The 15,616-nt window shown below is 72.1% G+C and carries 14 protein-coding genes; 7 read left to right on the top strand and 7 right to left on the bottom strand.

The window, feature by feature from the left end:
- Window positions 1-36: 36 nt before the first annotated feature.
- Complete coding sequence (locus tag ACQPYE_RS10685) at window positions 37-873, bottom strand: DUF4097 family beta strand repeat-containing protein (RefSeq protein ID WP_498720905.1); 837 nt, start codon at window positions 871-873, stop codon at window positions 37-39.
- A gap of 227 nt (window positions 874-1,100) precedes the next feature.
- Between ACQPYE_RS10685 and ACQPYE_RS10680 the strand changes: the two genes are divergently transcribed.
- Entirely contained in the window at window positions 1,101-1,907 is an 807-nt protein-coding gene (locus ACQPYE_RS10680; protein WP_498720904.1) for a glycosyltransferase family 2 protein, read from the top strand.
- Between the two features lie 144 nt (window positions 1,908-2,051).
- On the opposite strand, the gene ACQPYE_RS10675 is transcribed toward ACQPYE_RS10680, so the two are convergent.
- Entirely contained in the window at window positions 2,052-3,161 is a 1,110-nt protein-coding gene (locus ACQPYE_RS10675) for a winged helix DNA-binding domain-containing protein (RefSeq protein WP_498720903.1), read from the bottom strand.
- Complete coding sequence (locus ACQPYE_RS10670) at window positions 3,158-3,574, bottom strand: VOC family protein (RefSeq protein WP_498720902.1); 417 nt, start codon at window positions 3,572-3,574, stop codon at window positions 3,158-3,160. Before ACQPYE_RS10670 ends, ACQPYE_RS10675 begins: the two co-directional genes overlap by 4 nt.
- A 96-nt stretch (window positions 3,575-3,670) precedes the next feature.
- Here ACQPYE_RS10670 and ACQPYE_RS10665 point away from each other — a divergent pair, with 96 nt between their 5' ends.
- A complete protein-coding gene (locus ACQPYE_RS10665) occupies window positions 3,671-4,624 on the top strand; it encodes a helix-turn-helix transcriptional regulator (RefSeq protein ID WP_498720901.1) in 954 nt (317 codons plus the stop codon).
- A 222-nt stretch (window positions 4,625-4,846) separates the two neighbouring features.
- On the opposite strand, the gene ACQPYE_RS10660 is transcribed toward ACQPYE_RS10665, so the two are convergent.
- Entirely contained in the window at window positions 4,847-5,539 is a 693-nt protein-coding gene (locus ACQPYE_RS10660) for a lysoplasmalogenase (RefSeq protein WP_498720899.1), read from the bottom strand.
- Window positions 5,540-6,019: 480 nt separating this feature from the next.
- On the opposite strand from ACQPYE_RS10660, the gene ACQPYE_RS10655 reads away from it, so the two are divergent.
- Window positions 6,020-7,204 (top strand): acyl-CoA dehydrogenase family protein, encoded by a 1,185-nt coding sequence (locus ACQPYE_RS10655; RefSeq protein WP_498720897.1) that lies wholly within the window; start codon window positions 6,020-6,022, stop codon window positions 7,202-7,204.
- Between the two features lie 158 nt (window positions 7,205-7,362).
- Here the strand turns inward: ACQPYE_RS10655 and ACQPYE_RS10650 are convergent, their stop codons facing one another.
- Window positions 7,363-8,547: an acyl-CoA dehydrogenase family protein gene (locus ACQPYE_RS10650; protein ID WP_498720896.1), complete on the bottom strand. Its 1,185-nt coding sequence runs from the start codon at window positions 8,545-8,547 to the stop codon at window positions 7,363-7,365.
- 687 nt (window positions 8,548-9,234) lie between these two features.
- Here ACQPYE_RS10650 and ACQPYE_RS10645 point away from each other — a divergent pair.
- The 4 genes from ACQPYE_RS10645 to ACQPYE_RS10630 all read left to right on the top strand — a co-directional run bounded on the left by ACQPYE_RS10645 (window position 9,235) and on the right by ACQPYE_RS10630 (window position 12,952).
- Window positions 9,235-9,843 carry a pyridoxamine 5'-phosphate oxidase family protein gene (locus ACQPYE_RS10645; RefSeq protein ID WP_498720894.1) on the top strand — a complete coding sequence of 203 codons (609 nt, stop codon included), beginning with the start codon at window positions 9,235-9,237 and terminating at the stop codon, window positions 9,841-9,843.
- Between the two features lie 200 nt (window positions 9,844-10,043).
- Window positions 10,044-10,829, top strand: coding sequence for a DUF899 family protein (locus ACQPYE_RS10640; protein WP_498720893.1), 786 nt, complete (start codon window positions 10,044-10,046; stop codon window positions 10,827-10,829).
- A 222-nt stretch (window positions 10,830-11,051) separates the two neighbouring features.
- Complete coding sequence (locus ACQPYE_RS10635) at window positions 11,052-11,771, top strand: SDR family NAD(P)-dependent oxidoreductase (RefSeq protein WP_498720892.1); 720 nt, start codon at window positions 11,052-11,054, stop codon at window positions 11,769-11,771.
- A 158-nt stretch (window positions 11,772-11,929) separates the two neighbouring features.
- A complete protein-coding gene (locus ACQPYE_RS10630) occupies window positions 11,930-12,952 on the top strand; it encodes an LLM class flavin-dependent oxidoreductase (RefSeq protein ID WP_498720890.1) in 1,023 nt (340 codons plus the stop codon).
- 10 nt (window positions 12,953-12,962) lie between these two features.
- Here the strand turns inward: ACQPYE_RS10630 and ACQPYE_RS10625 are convergent, their stop codons facing one another.
- Window positions 12,963-14,093, bottom strand: coding sequence for an ARPP-2 domain-containing protein (locus ACQPYE_RS10625; protein ID WP_498720888.1), 1,131 nt, complete (start codon window positions 14,091-14,093; stop codon window positions 12,963-12,965).
- On the bottom strand, window positions 14,090-15,493 hold the full coding sequence (locus ACQPYE_RS10620) for a hypothetical protein (RefSeq protein WP_498720887.1): 1,404 nt from the start codon (window positions 15,491-15,493) through the stop codon (window positions 14,090-14,092). Before ACQPYE_RS10620 ends, ACQPYE_RS10625 begins: the two co-directional genes overlap by 4 nt.
- Window positions 15,494-15,616 lie beyond the last annotated feature (123 nt).

Genomic DNA, 15,616 nt, shown 5'->3' with positions numbered 1-15,616 from the left:
GTCCGCCGTCGCGTGGGACGGCGGACGCGTCGTGGGTCAGCTCGCCGCACGCCGGACGATGATGTCGCCGTGCCGCGTGCGGGCGTGGACGGTGACCTCGTCGTCGAAGTCGGCCGGGTCCTCCTCCGACGCGAGGGAGTCGCGCACCGAGCCCCGCTTGCTCTCGGCGTCCACCAGGACGGCGGTGCCCTCGCCGATGCCGACCTCGATGTCGCCCGAGCGGTTCGCCGGCTCCGCCTGGCCGCGGGTCAACCGGCCGATCCGGATGGCGCCGCTGCCGGTCTTGGCGGTGACGCCGCCGTCGGCGCGGTCGACGTCGACACCGCCGCTGCCGCTGCTGAGGTCGAGGGCGGACGAGGCGTGGCCGATCCACACCTGCCCGCCCGAGGTCGAGCACCTGACCGGGCCACCGACCTCGCCGATCCGCGCCGCGACCACGCTGCCCTCGATGTCGACGTGCCCGGTGACGTGGCCGACCGCGACCTCGCCGGCCGAGATGTTCGCCCGCAGCACGGCGACGCGGTCCAGCTCGACCCGGCTCGACGCCGTGTGCAGCTCGCACTCGCCGAACGAGCCGTCGGCGCGGACGGTCGAGTTCGCCAGGTACGCGACCAGGTCGGAGCCGGCGGGGAGGTCGATCGTGATGGCCACGGAGCCGCTTCTCCGCCCGGACACGGTCGTCTTGACCGAGAGTCGCCCGCCGGCGAAGCCGACCTCGGTCCTGGCCGCCACCTCGACGTCCGACTCGTTCTCCCCGTCGACGGGTTCGACCAGCACCGAGGTGTCGGTCCGATCGCTCGCGGTGACCCGCACCCGGACGCCGGCGACGACGACGGTGGCGGTGATGGGACCGGGGGTGGGGAATGAGGGCATGACGGCTCTCCTCTTGGTCGTCGGCACGGCGTTCGGGCGGACAGGGGGCATGTCGGCAACTGTCGGCGGCCTGCCTGACACTGCCCTGACACTGCCCTGACACCGCCACTGACACGGCCGTCCACCGCGTCACCCCCGGTCCGGACCGCCGCCGACCACGACCGGCACGCGTGGCCGAGTGGTGTCGCGTTGACGGTCGTCGGGCCGGCCGGGTAGAAGTCGGGGCCATGCCCACGGTCTCCGTCATCACCGCCGCCTACGGTCCGAGCGCCCACCACCTCGCCGAGACCGCCCGCGGTGTCGAGGCGCAACAGCTCCCACCGGGCTGGTCGCTGGAGTGGGTCGTCCAGGAGGACGGTGAGGACCCGGTCCTGGCCGACGCGCTCGGCGCGCGTGCCGAGTACCGCCACAACGGCACCCGGCTGGGCATCGCCGCCACCCGCAACCTCGCCCTGGCCCGGGCCACCGGCACGCTGGTCCAGAACCTCGACCACGACGACGTGCTGCTGCCCCACGCCCTGGCCACCCTCATCCGCCGCTTCGAGGAACACCCGATCCACTGGGCGGTCGGCGCGGCCGACGACCTCCTCGAAGACGGGACCCGCCGGTCCTGGGACTCCGCCCTGCCCTTCGGCCTGCTGCGCGCCGGCCACGTCAACCGGTGGGCCGAGCGGCACGGCGGCAACTGGCCCGTCCACGGGGGCGGTCTCATGGTGCGCGCCGACACGCTCCGCGCCCTCGGTGGCTGGACCGGCATCCCGGTGGACGACGACCTCGCCGCCCTCGTGGCGATCTCCGAGCTCGCCGACGGGTGGAACGACCGCACCGTCACCTGGCTCTACCGCAAGCACCCCGCCCAGACCACGCGCAACCCCCACTACCCCGGGCTGGAGGACACCGGCCGCCGCATCGCGCTCCAACGGGCCAAGGCGCTGCGCAACGCCGGGCTCGCCCTCACCGCGCAACCCTCGCTCGACGGCGGCGGCACGGACGTCGAAGTGGGCCCCAACGTCAAGCTGACCCCGATCGGCTAGCCACGCTGGTGCCACAACAGGTGCACCGGCGCCCGCGGCAGCTCCATCGCCCGGTGACCACCTGGACACCCGTGCCGCCGAGACGGCACTTCACCGGTGACACCACCGTCCTGTCGGGACGATGGTGTCACCGCGGTCGCGTGCCTACCGCGGGTGTTCCGCCGACGCCGACACCCGCACGACGTCGCCGTCACCGCCGGACAGGAACGACGCCAGCTCCCGCCCCTCCTCGACCACGGCGGCGCGCTCGGGCCGGGAGAAGTGGCGCAGCGGGGTCACGAGCACGGCGCCCGCGTCCACCGTCCACGTGGCGGCGACCCGGCCGTCGACCAGGACGACGCGCGCGCCGGCCACCGACAAACCCCGGTGGGCGTGGTCGATGATCCGGCCGCGGTCGTGGTAGCCGAGGATCGCGTTGTCGAACGCGGGCAGGAACCGCACCGGGGCGGGCGTGTCGGGGTCGGGGCGCGGCGCGTCCGGGAGGTCCAGCAGTTCCCGGCCGTGCTCGTCGCGGAAGGCGACCAGCCGCTCGCGGGTCGCGGCCACCGCGCGCGGCAACCCGGAGAGGCCGCACCAGGCGCGCAGGTCGGCCGCGGTGGCGGGACCGAACGCGGCCAGGTAGCGCAGCACCAGCGCCTCCCCGACCGGGTCGGAGCCGTCCGGCGCGGGCGGGTCGACCTCGCGTCCCAGCCACGACTCCAGCAACGCGGTGCGCGCGCCCGCCTTCTGTCGCCACAACCCTCGCGGCGGCAGCTGCACCGTCGGGAGGAGCGCGGCGATCCCCATCTCGCCCAACGCCCGCGGTCCGACCGCCGGCCACCGCGCGACGAGCGCCCGGCCGAGCTCGGGCATCGTCCGCGGCTCCCCGTCCGCCATCGCCTCCCGTGCCGCCGCCGCGAGTTCGTCGAGGTCCACGCCCTCGAACTCCCGGCGGTAGACCCCGAGGACCCGTTGGCGCAGCATGGAGCCGTGCCGGGCGCGCCACGCCACCGCGTCGTCGGCGGTGACGAGGTGGACGGTGCGGCGCATGAGGTGGGTCCGCACCACGCGCCGCCCGGTCACCAGGTCGTCGAGCGTCGTCGGGTCGAAGGCGCGCAGCCGCGTCCACAGCCCGACGAACGGCTCCTGCGGTTCCTGCGCTTGCAGGCCGCACAGGCGCCCGACCGCGTCGAACGCCGGCAGGTCGGCGCGGTCGAGCAGCGACTGCCGGGCGAGCGTCGCCCGGTTGAGCGCCCCGGCCCCCAGCACCGTCATGCGGGGCCGACGACGTCGACGACCCAGACGACGCCGAAGCGGTCCCGCAGCATCCCGTAAGCGGGAGCCCAGCCCGCCGGGCCCAACGGGACCACGACGGTCGCGCCGTCGGCGAGCCGCTCCCAGCAGCCGGTGACCTCTTCGACGGTCCCGCCGCGCACGGAGACGAAGAACGAGTTCTCGCCCTGGTCGTAGGCCAGCCGCGAGGGCACGTCGTAGGCCATCACGTGGAAGCCGTTCTCCCCGAGCACCTGGCCCCACATCACGTGGTCGGCCTCGGACTCCTCCTGGACGTTCCCAGCGTCCCGGTACGTGACGACGACGAGGTGGCCGCCGAACGCGGATCGGTAGAACTCCAGCGCCGCGCGGGCGTCACCGCGGAAGTTCAGGTGGGCGGTGGTGGTGACGGACAAGCTCGCTCCTCATGTCGACTTGCTTCCTGACGTGAGGCAACAGTCGCAGGGGTAGTGGCCAGGTTGTGTCCTCTTCTGTCGGGCACACTGAAGGACATGCCGAAGACCTCAGCCCGGCTGCTGTCACTGCTGTCGCTGTTGCAGGCGCGTCGGGACTGGCCCGGTGCGCTGTTGGCCGAGCGGTTGCGGGTCAGTCCGCGCACCGTGCGGCGGGACGTCGACCGCCTGCGCGAGCTCGGCTACCCCATCGTGACCACCAAAGGCCCGGACGGCGGTTACCGGCTCGGAGTCGGCTCGCGACTGCCGCCGCTGCTCTTCGACGACGAGCAGGCCGTCGCCCTGTCCGTGGCGCTGCGGATCGCCACCACCGCCGGCGCCGGCATCGAGGAGGCCGCGGCGCGGGCGCTGCACACCATCCGGCAGGTCATGCCCGCCCGGCTGCGCCACCGCATCGACACCTTCCAGGTCACGGCGGTCGAACGGGCCTCGGCGCCGCAGGTCGACAGCGGCGTCCTGATGGCGATCAGCGGTGCGGTGCACGCCCGCGAGGTGCTGCGCTTCGACTACGCGGGCGGCGACGCGGAGGCCCCACCGCGCCGGGTCGAGCCCCACCACCTCGTCACCCGGGCCGGCCGCTGGTACCTCGTCGCCTGGGACCTCGACCGCGCCGACTGGCGCACGTTCCGCGCCGACCGGATCACCCCGCGCACCCCCACCGGCCCCCGCTTCACCCCGCGCGCGCTACCCGCCGAGGACGTGGCCGCGTTCGTCGCCGACAGGTTCTCCGGCTCCGCCGGCTCGGGCGGCTGGCCCTGCCTCGGCGAGGTGATCCTCGACCTGCCCGCCGCCGACGTGTCGCCGTTCGTCCACGACGGCCTGGTCGAACCACTCGCCCCGAACCGCTGCCGGCTCACCCTGGGTTCCTGGTCGTGGCCCGCCCTGGCCGCCACCGTCGGCAGGTTCGACGCCGACATCGAGGTCGTGGGGCCGCCCGAGCTCAAGCACGCCTTCGCCCACCTGGCCCGCCGCTGCGCCAAGGCGGCGACGTGACCGTCCCTCCACGAAGGCGCGGAAGTGCCCGATCACCTCGACCAGGTGTTGCCGCTCAGGCTGCCACAGCACCGAATCCCGGGGTGCTCGCCGCGAGCACATCGTACGTGCGGGTGCCGTCGCGCGGTCGTGCACACCGCCGCGTCCACTGTCGCCGTCACCTGGTCCACGACCCGGGAGCGCACAGTCCACGGTGGATCCGCCGGTGCCACCCCCGGCCGGTCAGGTGTCGGACGGGCGGGGGTGGGCGCACACGCCGGCGGCGATCAGGGCTTGGCCGGTGAGGTAGGTCAGCATCACCCAGAAGCCCGGCGCCGGCGGGTCGTACCAGCCGGCGAAGGCCTCCAGCGCGATCAGCCCGTCGGACACGAAGAACACCGCGCCGCCGATCGCGACCGGTCGGCCCACGCCGGTCGCCAGCACGGCCATCAGCGTCAGGCACAGGCCGTAGCCGACCACCGGACCGAGCAGGCCGCCCGCGCCGGGCGCGCAGGCCGCCGTCAACGCGCCGAACGCGAGCACGTACCAGACCACGGCGGGCCGGCGCAGCACCGAACGCCGCCGCCACGGCCAGAACGCCGCCACGTAGACGACCTGGGCGCACAGGAACAGCCCGACCATGGTCAGGAACCGGGCGTCGCCGGAGAAGAACGCCGGGACGCTGTCGCCGAGCCAGGAGAAGGCGAGCGCGAGCAGCACCAGGCGCACCGCCCGCGACCGGGGCGCGCCCGCGGTCGCGAACCAGACGGCCGCGGCGAGCACCGGCACGAGCAGCCACTGGGTGATCCGGGCGACCCCGCCGGCGCCGGTGGACTGGGCGACGAGGTGCCCGCAGGAAAGCGCGCCGAACAGCACGCCGGTCGCCAGGACCGCCGGCGTGGCGGACAGTGGAAAACGATCGTGAAGCCGGTTCATGACGCTCCTGGGGCCGGGTCGGTCGCCGTTGATCGTGTCACGTCACCGGCACACCCGGAAACCCCGCGTGGTCATTTCGGACCGGGGAGCGCCGCACCGGCCGCGCCGAGGGCGCCGAAGGGCCGAAAAACGCGATATTCGACCTCGGCCAGAGCCGGAAAATGAATCCGAAAATACACGAGAACGATCCTCGCCCGACCGGCAGGCAGGTCGCGCACCACGCGCCCGGGCCCGGTCGCACAGCCGCTGCGCGCCCGTGGGGTGCGTGAACACGGTTCCGCGCGACCGCATTCCCGTCTGCTCCATTTTCTCCGTCAGCGGCGCACTCGGCCCGACGACCGGTCACGGCGAGTGGCGGAATATTCCATCCGACACCGATACGTCCAGGGCGGAACTACGAGGCAATGTAGAAGAAGCGCGGTTCACGGCGGTTCGGGAACGCTGGTCAGTGGATTCTACAAAAACCATTAAGGAGAGGACATGTCGACTCTCGTCGTCCCGTCCCCAGCAGAACTGGTGCACCGGGTTTCCAAGATAGCGCCGGTGCTCCGGGCAAATGCCGAATGGTCGGTGGAGAACAGGCGACTGCACGAGGAGACGGTCAAGGCCCTCACCGACACGGGCGTGTTCCGGATGCGCATCCCCAAGCGGTACGGCGGATTCGAGAGCGACGCGCGGGCCATGGTCGCCGTGTCGGACGCGATCGCGCAGGCCGACGGCTCCGCGGCGTGGGTGGTGGCCTGCTCCTGGGTCGCCACCTGGGGCCTGGGGCTGTACCCCGACGAGGTCCAGGACGAACTGTTCGCCGACCCCGACGTGCAGGTGTGCACCACCATCGGACCGGGCACCGCGACAGCCGTCCCCGTGGACGGCGGCATCCTGGTGAACGGCACGTGGCCGTCCATCAGCGGCGCGCTGAGCAGCAAGTACCAGCAGATCGGCGCCATCTTCCTCAACCCGGACGGCGAGCCGTACCCGGTGATGGGCCCGGTCCCGATGTCGGAGTTGGAGATCACCGACAACTGGCACACCAACGGCTTCCGCGGCACCGGCAGCGTCGGAACGACCGCGAAGGACGTCTTCATCCCACAGGAACGCGTCCTCCCCGCGCCGGCCGTGCTCACCGGCCAGTCGGCCTCGAAGGCCAACGCCGGCTCGCAGATGTACCGGGTCCCGTTCATCCCCGTGGGCGTGGCGTCCACGGTCGGTGTGGTCACGGGCATGGCGAAGGCGGTCAGGGACAGCTTCTTCGAGCGGCTGCCCAGCCGGAACGTCACCTACACCAACTACCCGAGCCAGGCCGAGGCGCCCGTGACCCACCTGCGGATCGCCGAGGCCATGATGAAGATCGACGAGGCGGAGTTCCACGCGCAGCGGCTGGCCGCGACGGTGGATGCCAAGGCCGCCGCCGGCGAGCCGCTGGAACTGGTGGAACGCGGGCGCATCCGGGCGGACGAGGGCGCGGCCGTGAAGCTCTCCAAGGAGGCGGCGGAGATCTTCGCCGGGTCCAGCGGCGGCTCCTCGGCCTACACCAAGGTGCCGATCCAGCGGTTCGTCAACGACCTGAACACCGTCGCCCTGCACGCGCTGATGACCCCGGACGTCAACGCCGAGATCTACGGTCGGGTGCTGTGCGGCCTCGATCCCAACACCTACTACATCTGATCGGCGCGCTCCCGCGCCGCACGCACCGCCGGCCCGCCACTCGCGAAGTGGGGGGCCGGCGGTGTGCGCGGACGTGCCCGCACAGCGCGAAAAGCCTTGGGCGTCTCCGGTGGTCGGAGGCGCCCAAGGCAGCGAAGGCGGAGATCACGAAGCGGCGGTCACAGGAAGTCGGTGTTCGGCTCCAAGCCGAGCTTGACGCGGCCGAGGGTCTCCAGGTTCGTGTTCGGGTACATGATCGCGTGGCGCTGGAGGACGCCGATGTCCCGCTGGATCCGCTGGAGCGGCACGTGCGAGTAGACGGACGAGGCGCCGGCGGCGTTGGCGAGGATGTCCACCGCCTGCTTGGCCCGACCGACGGCCGCGCCCGCGTCCATGCGCGCGATGGCCTTCTCCTCGACCGTCCACGGCTCGCCACTGGCGGACTTGGCCTCCAAGCCCTCGACCACGCGGTACAGGTGGTACTCGGCCTCGCCGATGAGCTGGATGGCCTCACCCAGTTGCAGGTGCGTGACCGGCGCGTCGGCCTGGCGGTCGTAGTGGGTGTAGGTGATCTTCCGGTTCGGCACCCGTTCCAGGAAGTTCTCCAGCGCGGCGTGCGCCATGCCGATCGCGGGCGCGGCGGCCACCGCGATGGCCATCTGCATGAACGGGACCCGCCACGCCTGGTACTCCGCGTTGAGCTTGGTCTCCAGCTTGCCCTCCAGCGCCATCGGGAGCACCCGCACCAGCCAGCCCTCGGGGACGAAGAGGTCCTTCGCGGCGGTCGACCGGCTGCCGGTGCCCCGCAGGCCCGAGGTGTGCCAGTCGTCGGTCACCTCCAGGTCCGCCAGCCGGACCACGGCGAGCGCCGGCTCGCCCGTGCCGTCCGGGTTCTTCAGCACGGCGAAGTGGGCGACCCACGTCGCGTGCGGCGAGCCGGTCTGGAAGTGCCAGTTGCCGTTGAGGAGGTAGCCGCCCTCGGTCGGCTCGGCGACGCCGTTCAGCTCGACGGACCCGCAGAACCGGACGTCCGGGTCCGCCCAGATCTCGTCCTGCGCCTCGTCGGGGAGCAGCGAGGACAGCCAGGACGCCATCGTGAACGAGACCGCGGTCCAGCCGACGGAGCCGTCGGCGCGGGCGAGCTCGGCGATCACGTCGACCACGGTGCGCATGTCGGGCACGCTGCCGCCGTACCGCGCCGGGATCCGCATCTTCAGCAGTTCGTTGTCGGTCAACGCCTCCAGGACCTCCGGGTGCAGTTCCCGGTGCTCCTCGTGCCACCCGGCGTGCTTCCGGATCATTTCCACCAGACCCGTGGCCCGGCTGACGAGGTCGGGCCTCGACTGGGACATGATCAAACTCATGCTGCACTGCTCCTCGATGCGATGGCGGGATGCGGGAAGGGGACCCTGCGCGCGGCGGCGTGGGCCCGCCGGGGATCGACCGCCCGGCCCGGGCGGGCGCGCGCACCTCGTGGAATTGCCACTCCGGCCGGAATTCCCGGCCCACTCGAACCCGGGTGACCGGGCCGACCGGTCGGCGCTCCGCTGCCGGTTGTCGAGATCGTCAATTCGGCCATCTTCACTTCGGCGGACGAGTTCAGGGTGCGGCGTCGACCCGAAAAGAGTCATCGGTCGCCTCTGGCCAGGTTAGTGCGACCACGGACCGGACCACCTCTCCGAAATTGCTTCGTGTCATCGCGCGAACACCCTGCGTCAGGACCGGCGGCCCCGCACTCTCGGAGAAGATCCGGCACACCGGCCGTGGCACAGTGACTCGCGGGTGCGCAGAAAAACGGTCGACCCGACTCGCGGGAGAACCCACGCCGGGAAGCCGAACCGAACGCCGTTGCGGCGTCCGAGTGACGAAGGGCCGCGATGAGTTGGACGACATACCCGCGCGGGCCCGGAATCGCCGCGATTTCCGGCCGACCGGGAATAACCACACCGGCCGCGCGCACGTTTTCCGTCACCCACTCGCCCACCTCCTCCACCCTGCTGGAGCAGCGTGAGCGCCCACTGTCGTAACTCGCTGCACAGAAGGGCCCGCCCGTGGAATACCACGAGATCGTCGACATGGTGAACACCGATCCGGTGATCCAAACCCTCATGGCGGAGCCGATCCCGATCCGGCTCGCCTACCTGGGGCTGGACGGCGCTCCCCGCTCGGTGCCGATCAACCACGTCTGGAACGGGAAGGCGTTCCTGTTCGCCACCCCGAACCTGGCCTACAAGGTGAGGGCGATCGAGGCGAACCCGCGGGTCGCCTTCACCCTCGACGTCGGCGCCGGCCGGCCGGGGCGCGAGACGCGCGCCAAGGTCTCGGCGCTGATCGGTCCGCCGCCGGCGGCCTACGACTTCGCGCCGATCGCCATCCACGGGCGCGGGATCGCCACGGTCGAGATGACGCCGGGGGTTCCCCAGGAGCACCTCGACGCCTCCCGGCGGATGATCGGCGACGACGAGAAGTGGGAGGAGTGGGCCCGCGTCCGGCGTGCCGAGACGAGCGGCATGGCGCTGATCACGATCGTGCCGACCCACCTCGTCGTGGTCGACTTCGTCACGCGCTTCCCACCGCCGGCCGAGGTCAACGTCACCGCGTTCGGCGCGGACCAGATCGACGCCGAGACAGGCCGGGTGAAGACCGCCGGGAGCGTGTAGCCCGTCCTCGAACCCATTCCGAATTCCACCTCACTCGACCCGCCGGGAGCCGATCCCGGCGGGTCGAGTGCCGTTCGCGCGCGAACGGTGTGCGGCACGACGGTCCGCGTATACTCCACGCCACGTTGTGAACACGGAGTGTCATCACAGCTCCCCTGCCGTTCGGGTCGCCGCACCCCGGAACAACTCGAGGGAAACCCATGGAGAACGAGCCGACGAGCCTCGGCTGGCCGACGTTCGGCGTCGAAGCGCCCGCCCTGCCCGAGGTGGTCGACCGGTCCGCGTTCCAAGCCCGGTTGGACGAGCTGCGCCTCCGCGAGAAGGCGCACACGCGGGAAGCCGTGGCGATCGCCGCGGCCCGACGTCGCCTGCCCGCGGTCGAGGTGGACGGCGCCACCGAGCTGATCGGACCCGACGGTCCGGTCACGCTGCTCGACGCGTTCGAGGGACGGCCGCAGCTCGTCTCGTACTACTTCATGTGGTACCCGGGCCGACCGGCGGCCCAGCAGTGCGAGGGCTGCACCTGGAACAACACCCAGATCTCGGAGCTGTCCTACCTCCACTCCCGGGGCATCACCTACGCGGTCCTGTGCCAGGGGCCGTTCGACGAGAGCTACCGCTACCGGGACTTCATGGGCTGGCGGATGCCGTGGTACTCGGCGCAGGACTCCCTCGACGCGCTGCTCGCCGGCAAGCAGATCGGGTTGATGCACATCGTCTGCTACGTCCGGGAGGGCGACCGGGTCTTCGAGACCTACTGGACGAGCCGCCGCGGCGTGGAGGTGCTGGACTACAGCTACGCGCTCATGGACCTCACCGTGTGGGGGCGCCAGGAGCCGCAGGAGGACTCCCCCGCCGGCTGGCCGCAGCAGTGGGGCGCCGGGGTCGGCGCCACCGGCCACGTGACGCGGTACGACGGACGCCCCATCCCGCACTGGTCGCGCCTCGGCGCCGGCCGCTCCGACGACCTCACCGCGCAATCCTGACGCCGACCGGCCGGCGCCGGCGTTCCCTATCCCACCGCACCGGGCGGCAGTCGTGCGGAATGCAATTCCAAATGGTCTGAAATATTCCACGCTCACCGTGCCCACCGATCACCGGCAGTGACCACAGGGCAATTCCCGAGAAGATGTCCGCGACCGTCGGTAATAACATAGTTGATACATGCAAATTTACGGCGATCGCACTGTCCACGGTGAGGAGAAAGCGTGATCACGGCCGGCAAGGCGGTGCTGGTGACCGGGGCCAATCGCGGTATCGGGAAGGCGCTGGTCGACGAGGCGCTGAGGCGGGGTGCGAGGCGGGTCTACGCGGGCACGCGCCAACCGCTGGAGCACCCCGACGACCGGGTCACGCCCGTGACCCTGGACGTGACCGACCCGGCGCACATCCAGGCGGCCGTCGAGCGGGTCGACGCCCTCGACCTCCTGATCAACAACGCCGGCGTCGCCGCGGTGGACGACCTGACCGACACCACCGTGCTCGACCGGATGCTCGCGGTCAACCTCTACGGCGCGCACCACGTGACGCAGGCGTTCCTCCCGCTGCTGACCGAGTCCGCGGGCGCCATCGCCACCAACATGTCGTTGACCGCCATCGCCCCCTACCCGCTCGCCGCGTCCTACTCGATCTCGAAAGCGGCCGTGCTCGCCATGACGCAGTCGCTGCGGGCCATCCTGGCGTCCCGGGGTGTGCGCGTCCACGCGATCCTCACCGGCCCGGCGGACACGGACATGGGCGTGCGCTTCGACGTCCTCCCGAGGACGCCGCCGGAACTGGTGGCGCACAACGTCTTCGAGGGGGTCGAGGACGACGTCGAGGACATCTTCCCCGACCCCATGTCGCAGGACATGGCCGACGCCTGGCACAACGGCTCGACCAAGGGGTTCGAACGCCGGCTCGCGGAGATGTACGCGCAGCGGACGTGACCGACGCGCGGGACACCTCGCGGCGGCACCGGCACGGCCGTCCGGTGTGGACGTGATCATCCACACCGGACAGCCGGTGGGTCGCACGCCGGACCGTGCCGGTCCGCTCGCACAGGGTGAGGGCGGAATCAACCGGTCCGACGACGCGTTCCACGGGCGTGAAGAAAATCGGATTCCTGTCCTTCGGGCACTGGTCCGACACGCCGCACTCGGGCACGAGGACGGCGTCGGACGCGCTGCTGCAGGCCGTCGACCTGGCCGTGGCGGCGGAGGAGCTCGGGGTGGACGGCGCCTACTTCCGGGTGCACCACTTCGCCAGGCAGCTGGCCTCGCCGTTCCCGCTGCTGGCCGCGATCGGCGCCAGGACCGAGCGCATCGAGCTCGGCACCGGCGTGATCGACATGCGCTACGAGAACCCGATGCACATGGCCGAGGACGCCGGCGCCGCGGACCTCATCTCCGCCGGCAGGCTCCAGCTCGGCATCTCCCGCGGCTCGCCGGAGCAGGTGATCGACGGGTGGCGCCACTTCGGCTACCGGCCCGGTGAGGGCGACACGGACGCCGACATGGCCCGCAAGCACGCCGAGGTGCTGCTGGCGGTCCTGGAGGGCGACGGCTTCGCCCAGCCCAACCCGCGCCCGATGTTCGCCAACCCGCCGGGGCTGCTGCGCGTCGAACCGCACTCGCCGGGCCTGCGGGAGCGGATCTGGTGGGGCGCCGGCTCCAACGGCACCGCGGTCTGGGCGGCGCGGCAGGGCATGAACCTGATGAGCTCGACCCTGAAGAACGACGAGGGCGGTGCGCCGTTCCACGTCCAGCAGGCCGAGCAGATCCGGGCGTTCCGCAAGGCCTGGACCGAAGCCGGGTGGCCGCGCGAGCCGCGCGTCTCGGTCTCGCGCAGCATCTTCGCGCTCACCTCGGACCTCGACCACGCCTACTTCGGCGACGACTCCGACAGCACCGACCAGATCGGCTACCTCGACGCCGACACCAGGGCGGTCTTCGGCCGCACCTACGCCGCCGAACCGGACGTCCTGGTCGGGCAGCTGGCCGAGGACGAGGCCATCGCCGAAGCCGACACCCTGCTGCTGACCGTGCCGAACCAGCTGGGCGTCGACTACAACACCCACCTGCTCGACGACATCCTCACCCACGTCGCACCGGCCCTCGGCTGGCGCTGACCAGGAGTGGTCAGCCCGCGCGGTAGCGGGCCAGGACGTCCTCGCGCAGCAGCGCGCCGAAACCGGCTGCCCGCAGCCGCAGGCCCAGTTGCGGCTCGGTGGTGCCGAGGGCGTCCGCGGTGGTCGCGAGGTGCCAGTGGTGGGCCGCCAGGTTGGTCAGCAGGTGGCCCCGGCGGACCTGGGCCTCCGACAGGCGGAACGTCTTCAGGTACGCCGTGCGGCCGTTCCGGTCGGTGATCAGCTCGCCGATGTGGTTCTCCTCGTCGAGGCGGAACGCCGGCAGGAAGCGGGACAGCGCGTAGTCGCCCATCCGGTACACGCGGCTCACGGCGCAGGTCTCGCCGAGCAGCCCGTCGACCATCGTCAGGTCGTGGAACCGGGCCCACTCCGCCTGCTCCCGCACCGCCGCCGCGCGCAGGTCGGCCAACGACGCCACGTCGTCGGGCAGTCGCACGTCGAACCGGGGGGCCGGTGTCGCCAGGGTCGCGTAGCGGTGGACCAGTTCGCCGTACAGGTCCTGCAAGAGGGTGGGGTGCAGCGCCCGGTAGTCGTCCGGGTGCGGCACGACGAACGCCGCGGCCAACGCGTCGGCCACGTACACCAGCACACCGCACTGGCCCGGGTGGATCTCGAAGTGCTTCACCGCGTCCGCCAGGCCCTCGACCTGCGCGCCCGCGTACGCCTCCTCCACGCGCGGTGACAGGCCGCGGCGGATCGCGCGCTGCGACCACTCGCCCCACACGACCTCCGGGCCGCCGAAGTGCAGCGCCAGGTACCCCTCGACCGCCACGTGCAGGGGCAGGAACCGCAAGCGGTTGCGCTCGACCCGGCGCGCCATCCGGCGGTGGAAGCGCAACCTCATGCCGTGCGGCTCGTCGGTGGCTCTCCGCGTCAGCTGCGTGCCGTACGCCGCGACCGGGGTGTCGTCGTCGGACCACGTCGCCACGAAACCGTGCGGAATGTAGGACACGTAGTGGGTGCGCCGGTCCACCTCGACCACGCCCTGCTCGTCGCCGTGGACGCGGGCGTGCAGGCGCAGCCCGGTGATCGGCTCGTCGCGCGTCAGCGGCACGAGCCGGACACCGCCCCACACCTGCGCCGCCCGCGTGGTCAGGCCGGTCAGGTCGAGCTCCACCGTCACCCCTCCTCCAGGAACCTGGCGACCCGCGCGTCGAAGTGCGCCCGCAGGTCGGCGAAGCCGGTCCGGCCCTCGGTGAACCGGGCGAAGCCGACCAGCGCGGGCACGTCCTCGGCGTCGCGCACGCCGACGGTCGGCACCGCCTCCGCGAGCCGCTTCACGTCGAAGTCGGCCGCGTCGTACACCGGGTTCAGGTGCACCGCGACCACCCGGCGGGCCGGGTCGAGCCGCGCCCGCCACACCCGCAGCACCTCCGACGCGAGCCCGTACGGCGCGTTGTCCCAGCCGTCGGACACGATCAGCAGCCGGTCCGGCGCGTGCTCCAGCGCGTCGAGCACCCGCTCGCCCAGCGGCGTCATCCCGTAGGGGTGGGCCAGCAGGGCGTCGGCGCGCCCCGACGTCCACAGCGGGACGTACTCGGCCGCCAACTCCGCCAGCAGGTAGTGGCACGCCAGCGCGACCGCGAGCGGCCGACGGCGCTTCTGCGCGGAGCCGGACGCCGAGAAGCTGTCGTCCAGCACGGCCGCGACCCGACCCCACCGCCCCGCGTCCCTCCCGGCCGCCCGGACCGCCGCCGCGCGCAGCGCGCCGGTCAGCTCATCGCGCCGTTCGACCCGCACCGGCACCGGCAGGGCCAGGACGTAGGAGGCCAGGCGCGTGAGCGGCATCGACCCGAGGTCGACCACCACCGCGGCCTTGTCCCGTCGCGCGGACTCCTGTGCCCGGAGCCGTTCCAGCCTGGTCATCCGGGGCTCGATGCGCTTGAGGAACGTGGTCCGGTCGATCCCGTGCTTCGCGGCGAACCCCTCGGCCACGGTGTACGGCAGCCCGTACACCGACGCCTGCTCGTAGTGCGCCCGCCGCCACGTCTCCAGCAGCGGGGTGTCGTACCGGTGGTGGTGGCCGGACGTGAACAGGAACGGGCCCAGTTCGCCGTCCGGCGCGACGTGCGCGTGCCGCAGCGCCCGCTTCAGGCCGGTGCGGTACTTGACGGCGTCGAACGTCGGGTCGGGCCGACCCGCGACCCACTCGCGGATGATCGCGCGGGTGCGCCGGTTGTTCACCCGGGCCCGGCGCAACGCTCGGAACAGGTCGTACACCCGCTGCGGCGGCAGCGCGCGCAGCCGCCGGGCGATCAGCCCGCCCTCGACCCGCCGTTGGCCGGCGGTGGCGTCGCCGGCGGTCTCCAGCAGCTTGCGGACGATCAGCGCGGCGTTGTGGTGGTTGATGTCCAGCGCGAGCGCCGCCGCGTACAGGTCGCGGTAGTTGCCGATCACGTAGTCGTGCAGGAAGTCCAGCGACAGCCGCTGGTCGTCGGCGCCGCCGTGGAACTCGCGCTGCGACGTCGACGTGGTCGCCGCGTTGATGAACATCATCATGTCGTCGGCGGCGAGGGCGTCCATGCGGTCTCCCCGGGTGGTGTCGGGGCCGGCCGGGGAATGGGGGCACGATCAGCGAATCATCGCTTCCAAAGCGTTTTCCGGAAGTCGCACCGAAGTCCCGCGGCCGGCCCGCGGACTCTAGCA

The organism is Actinosynnema sp. CA-299493, from assembly GCF_050946825.1.
GTDB lineage: Bacteria > Actinomycetota > Actinomycetes > Mycobacteriales > Pseudonocardiaceae > Actinosynnema.
The sequence above is the reverse complement of the archived record's forward strand: the minus strand, read 5'-3'. Positions and strand labels throughout refer to the sequence as shown.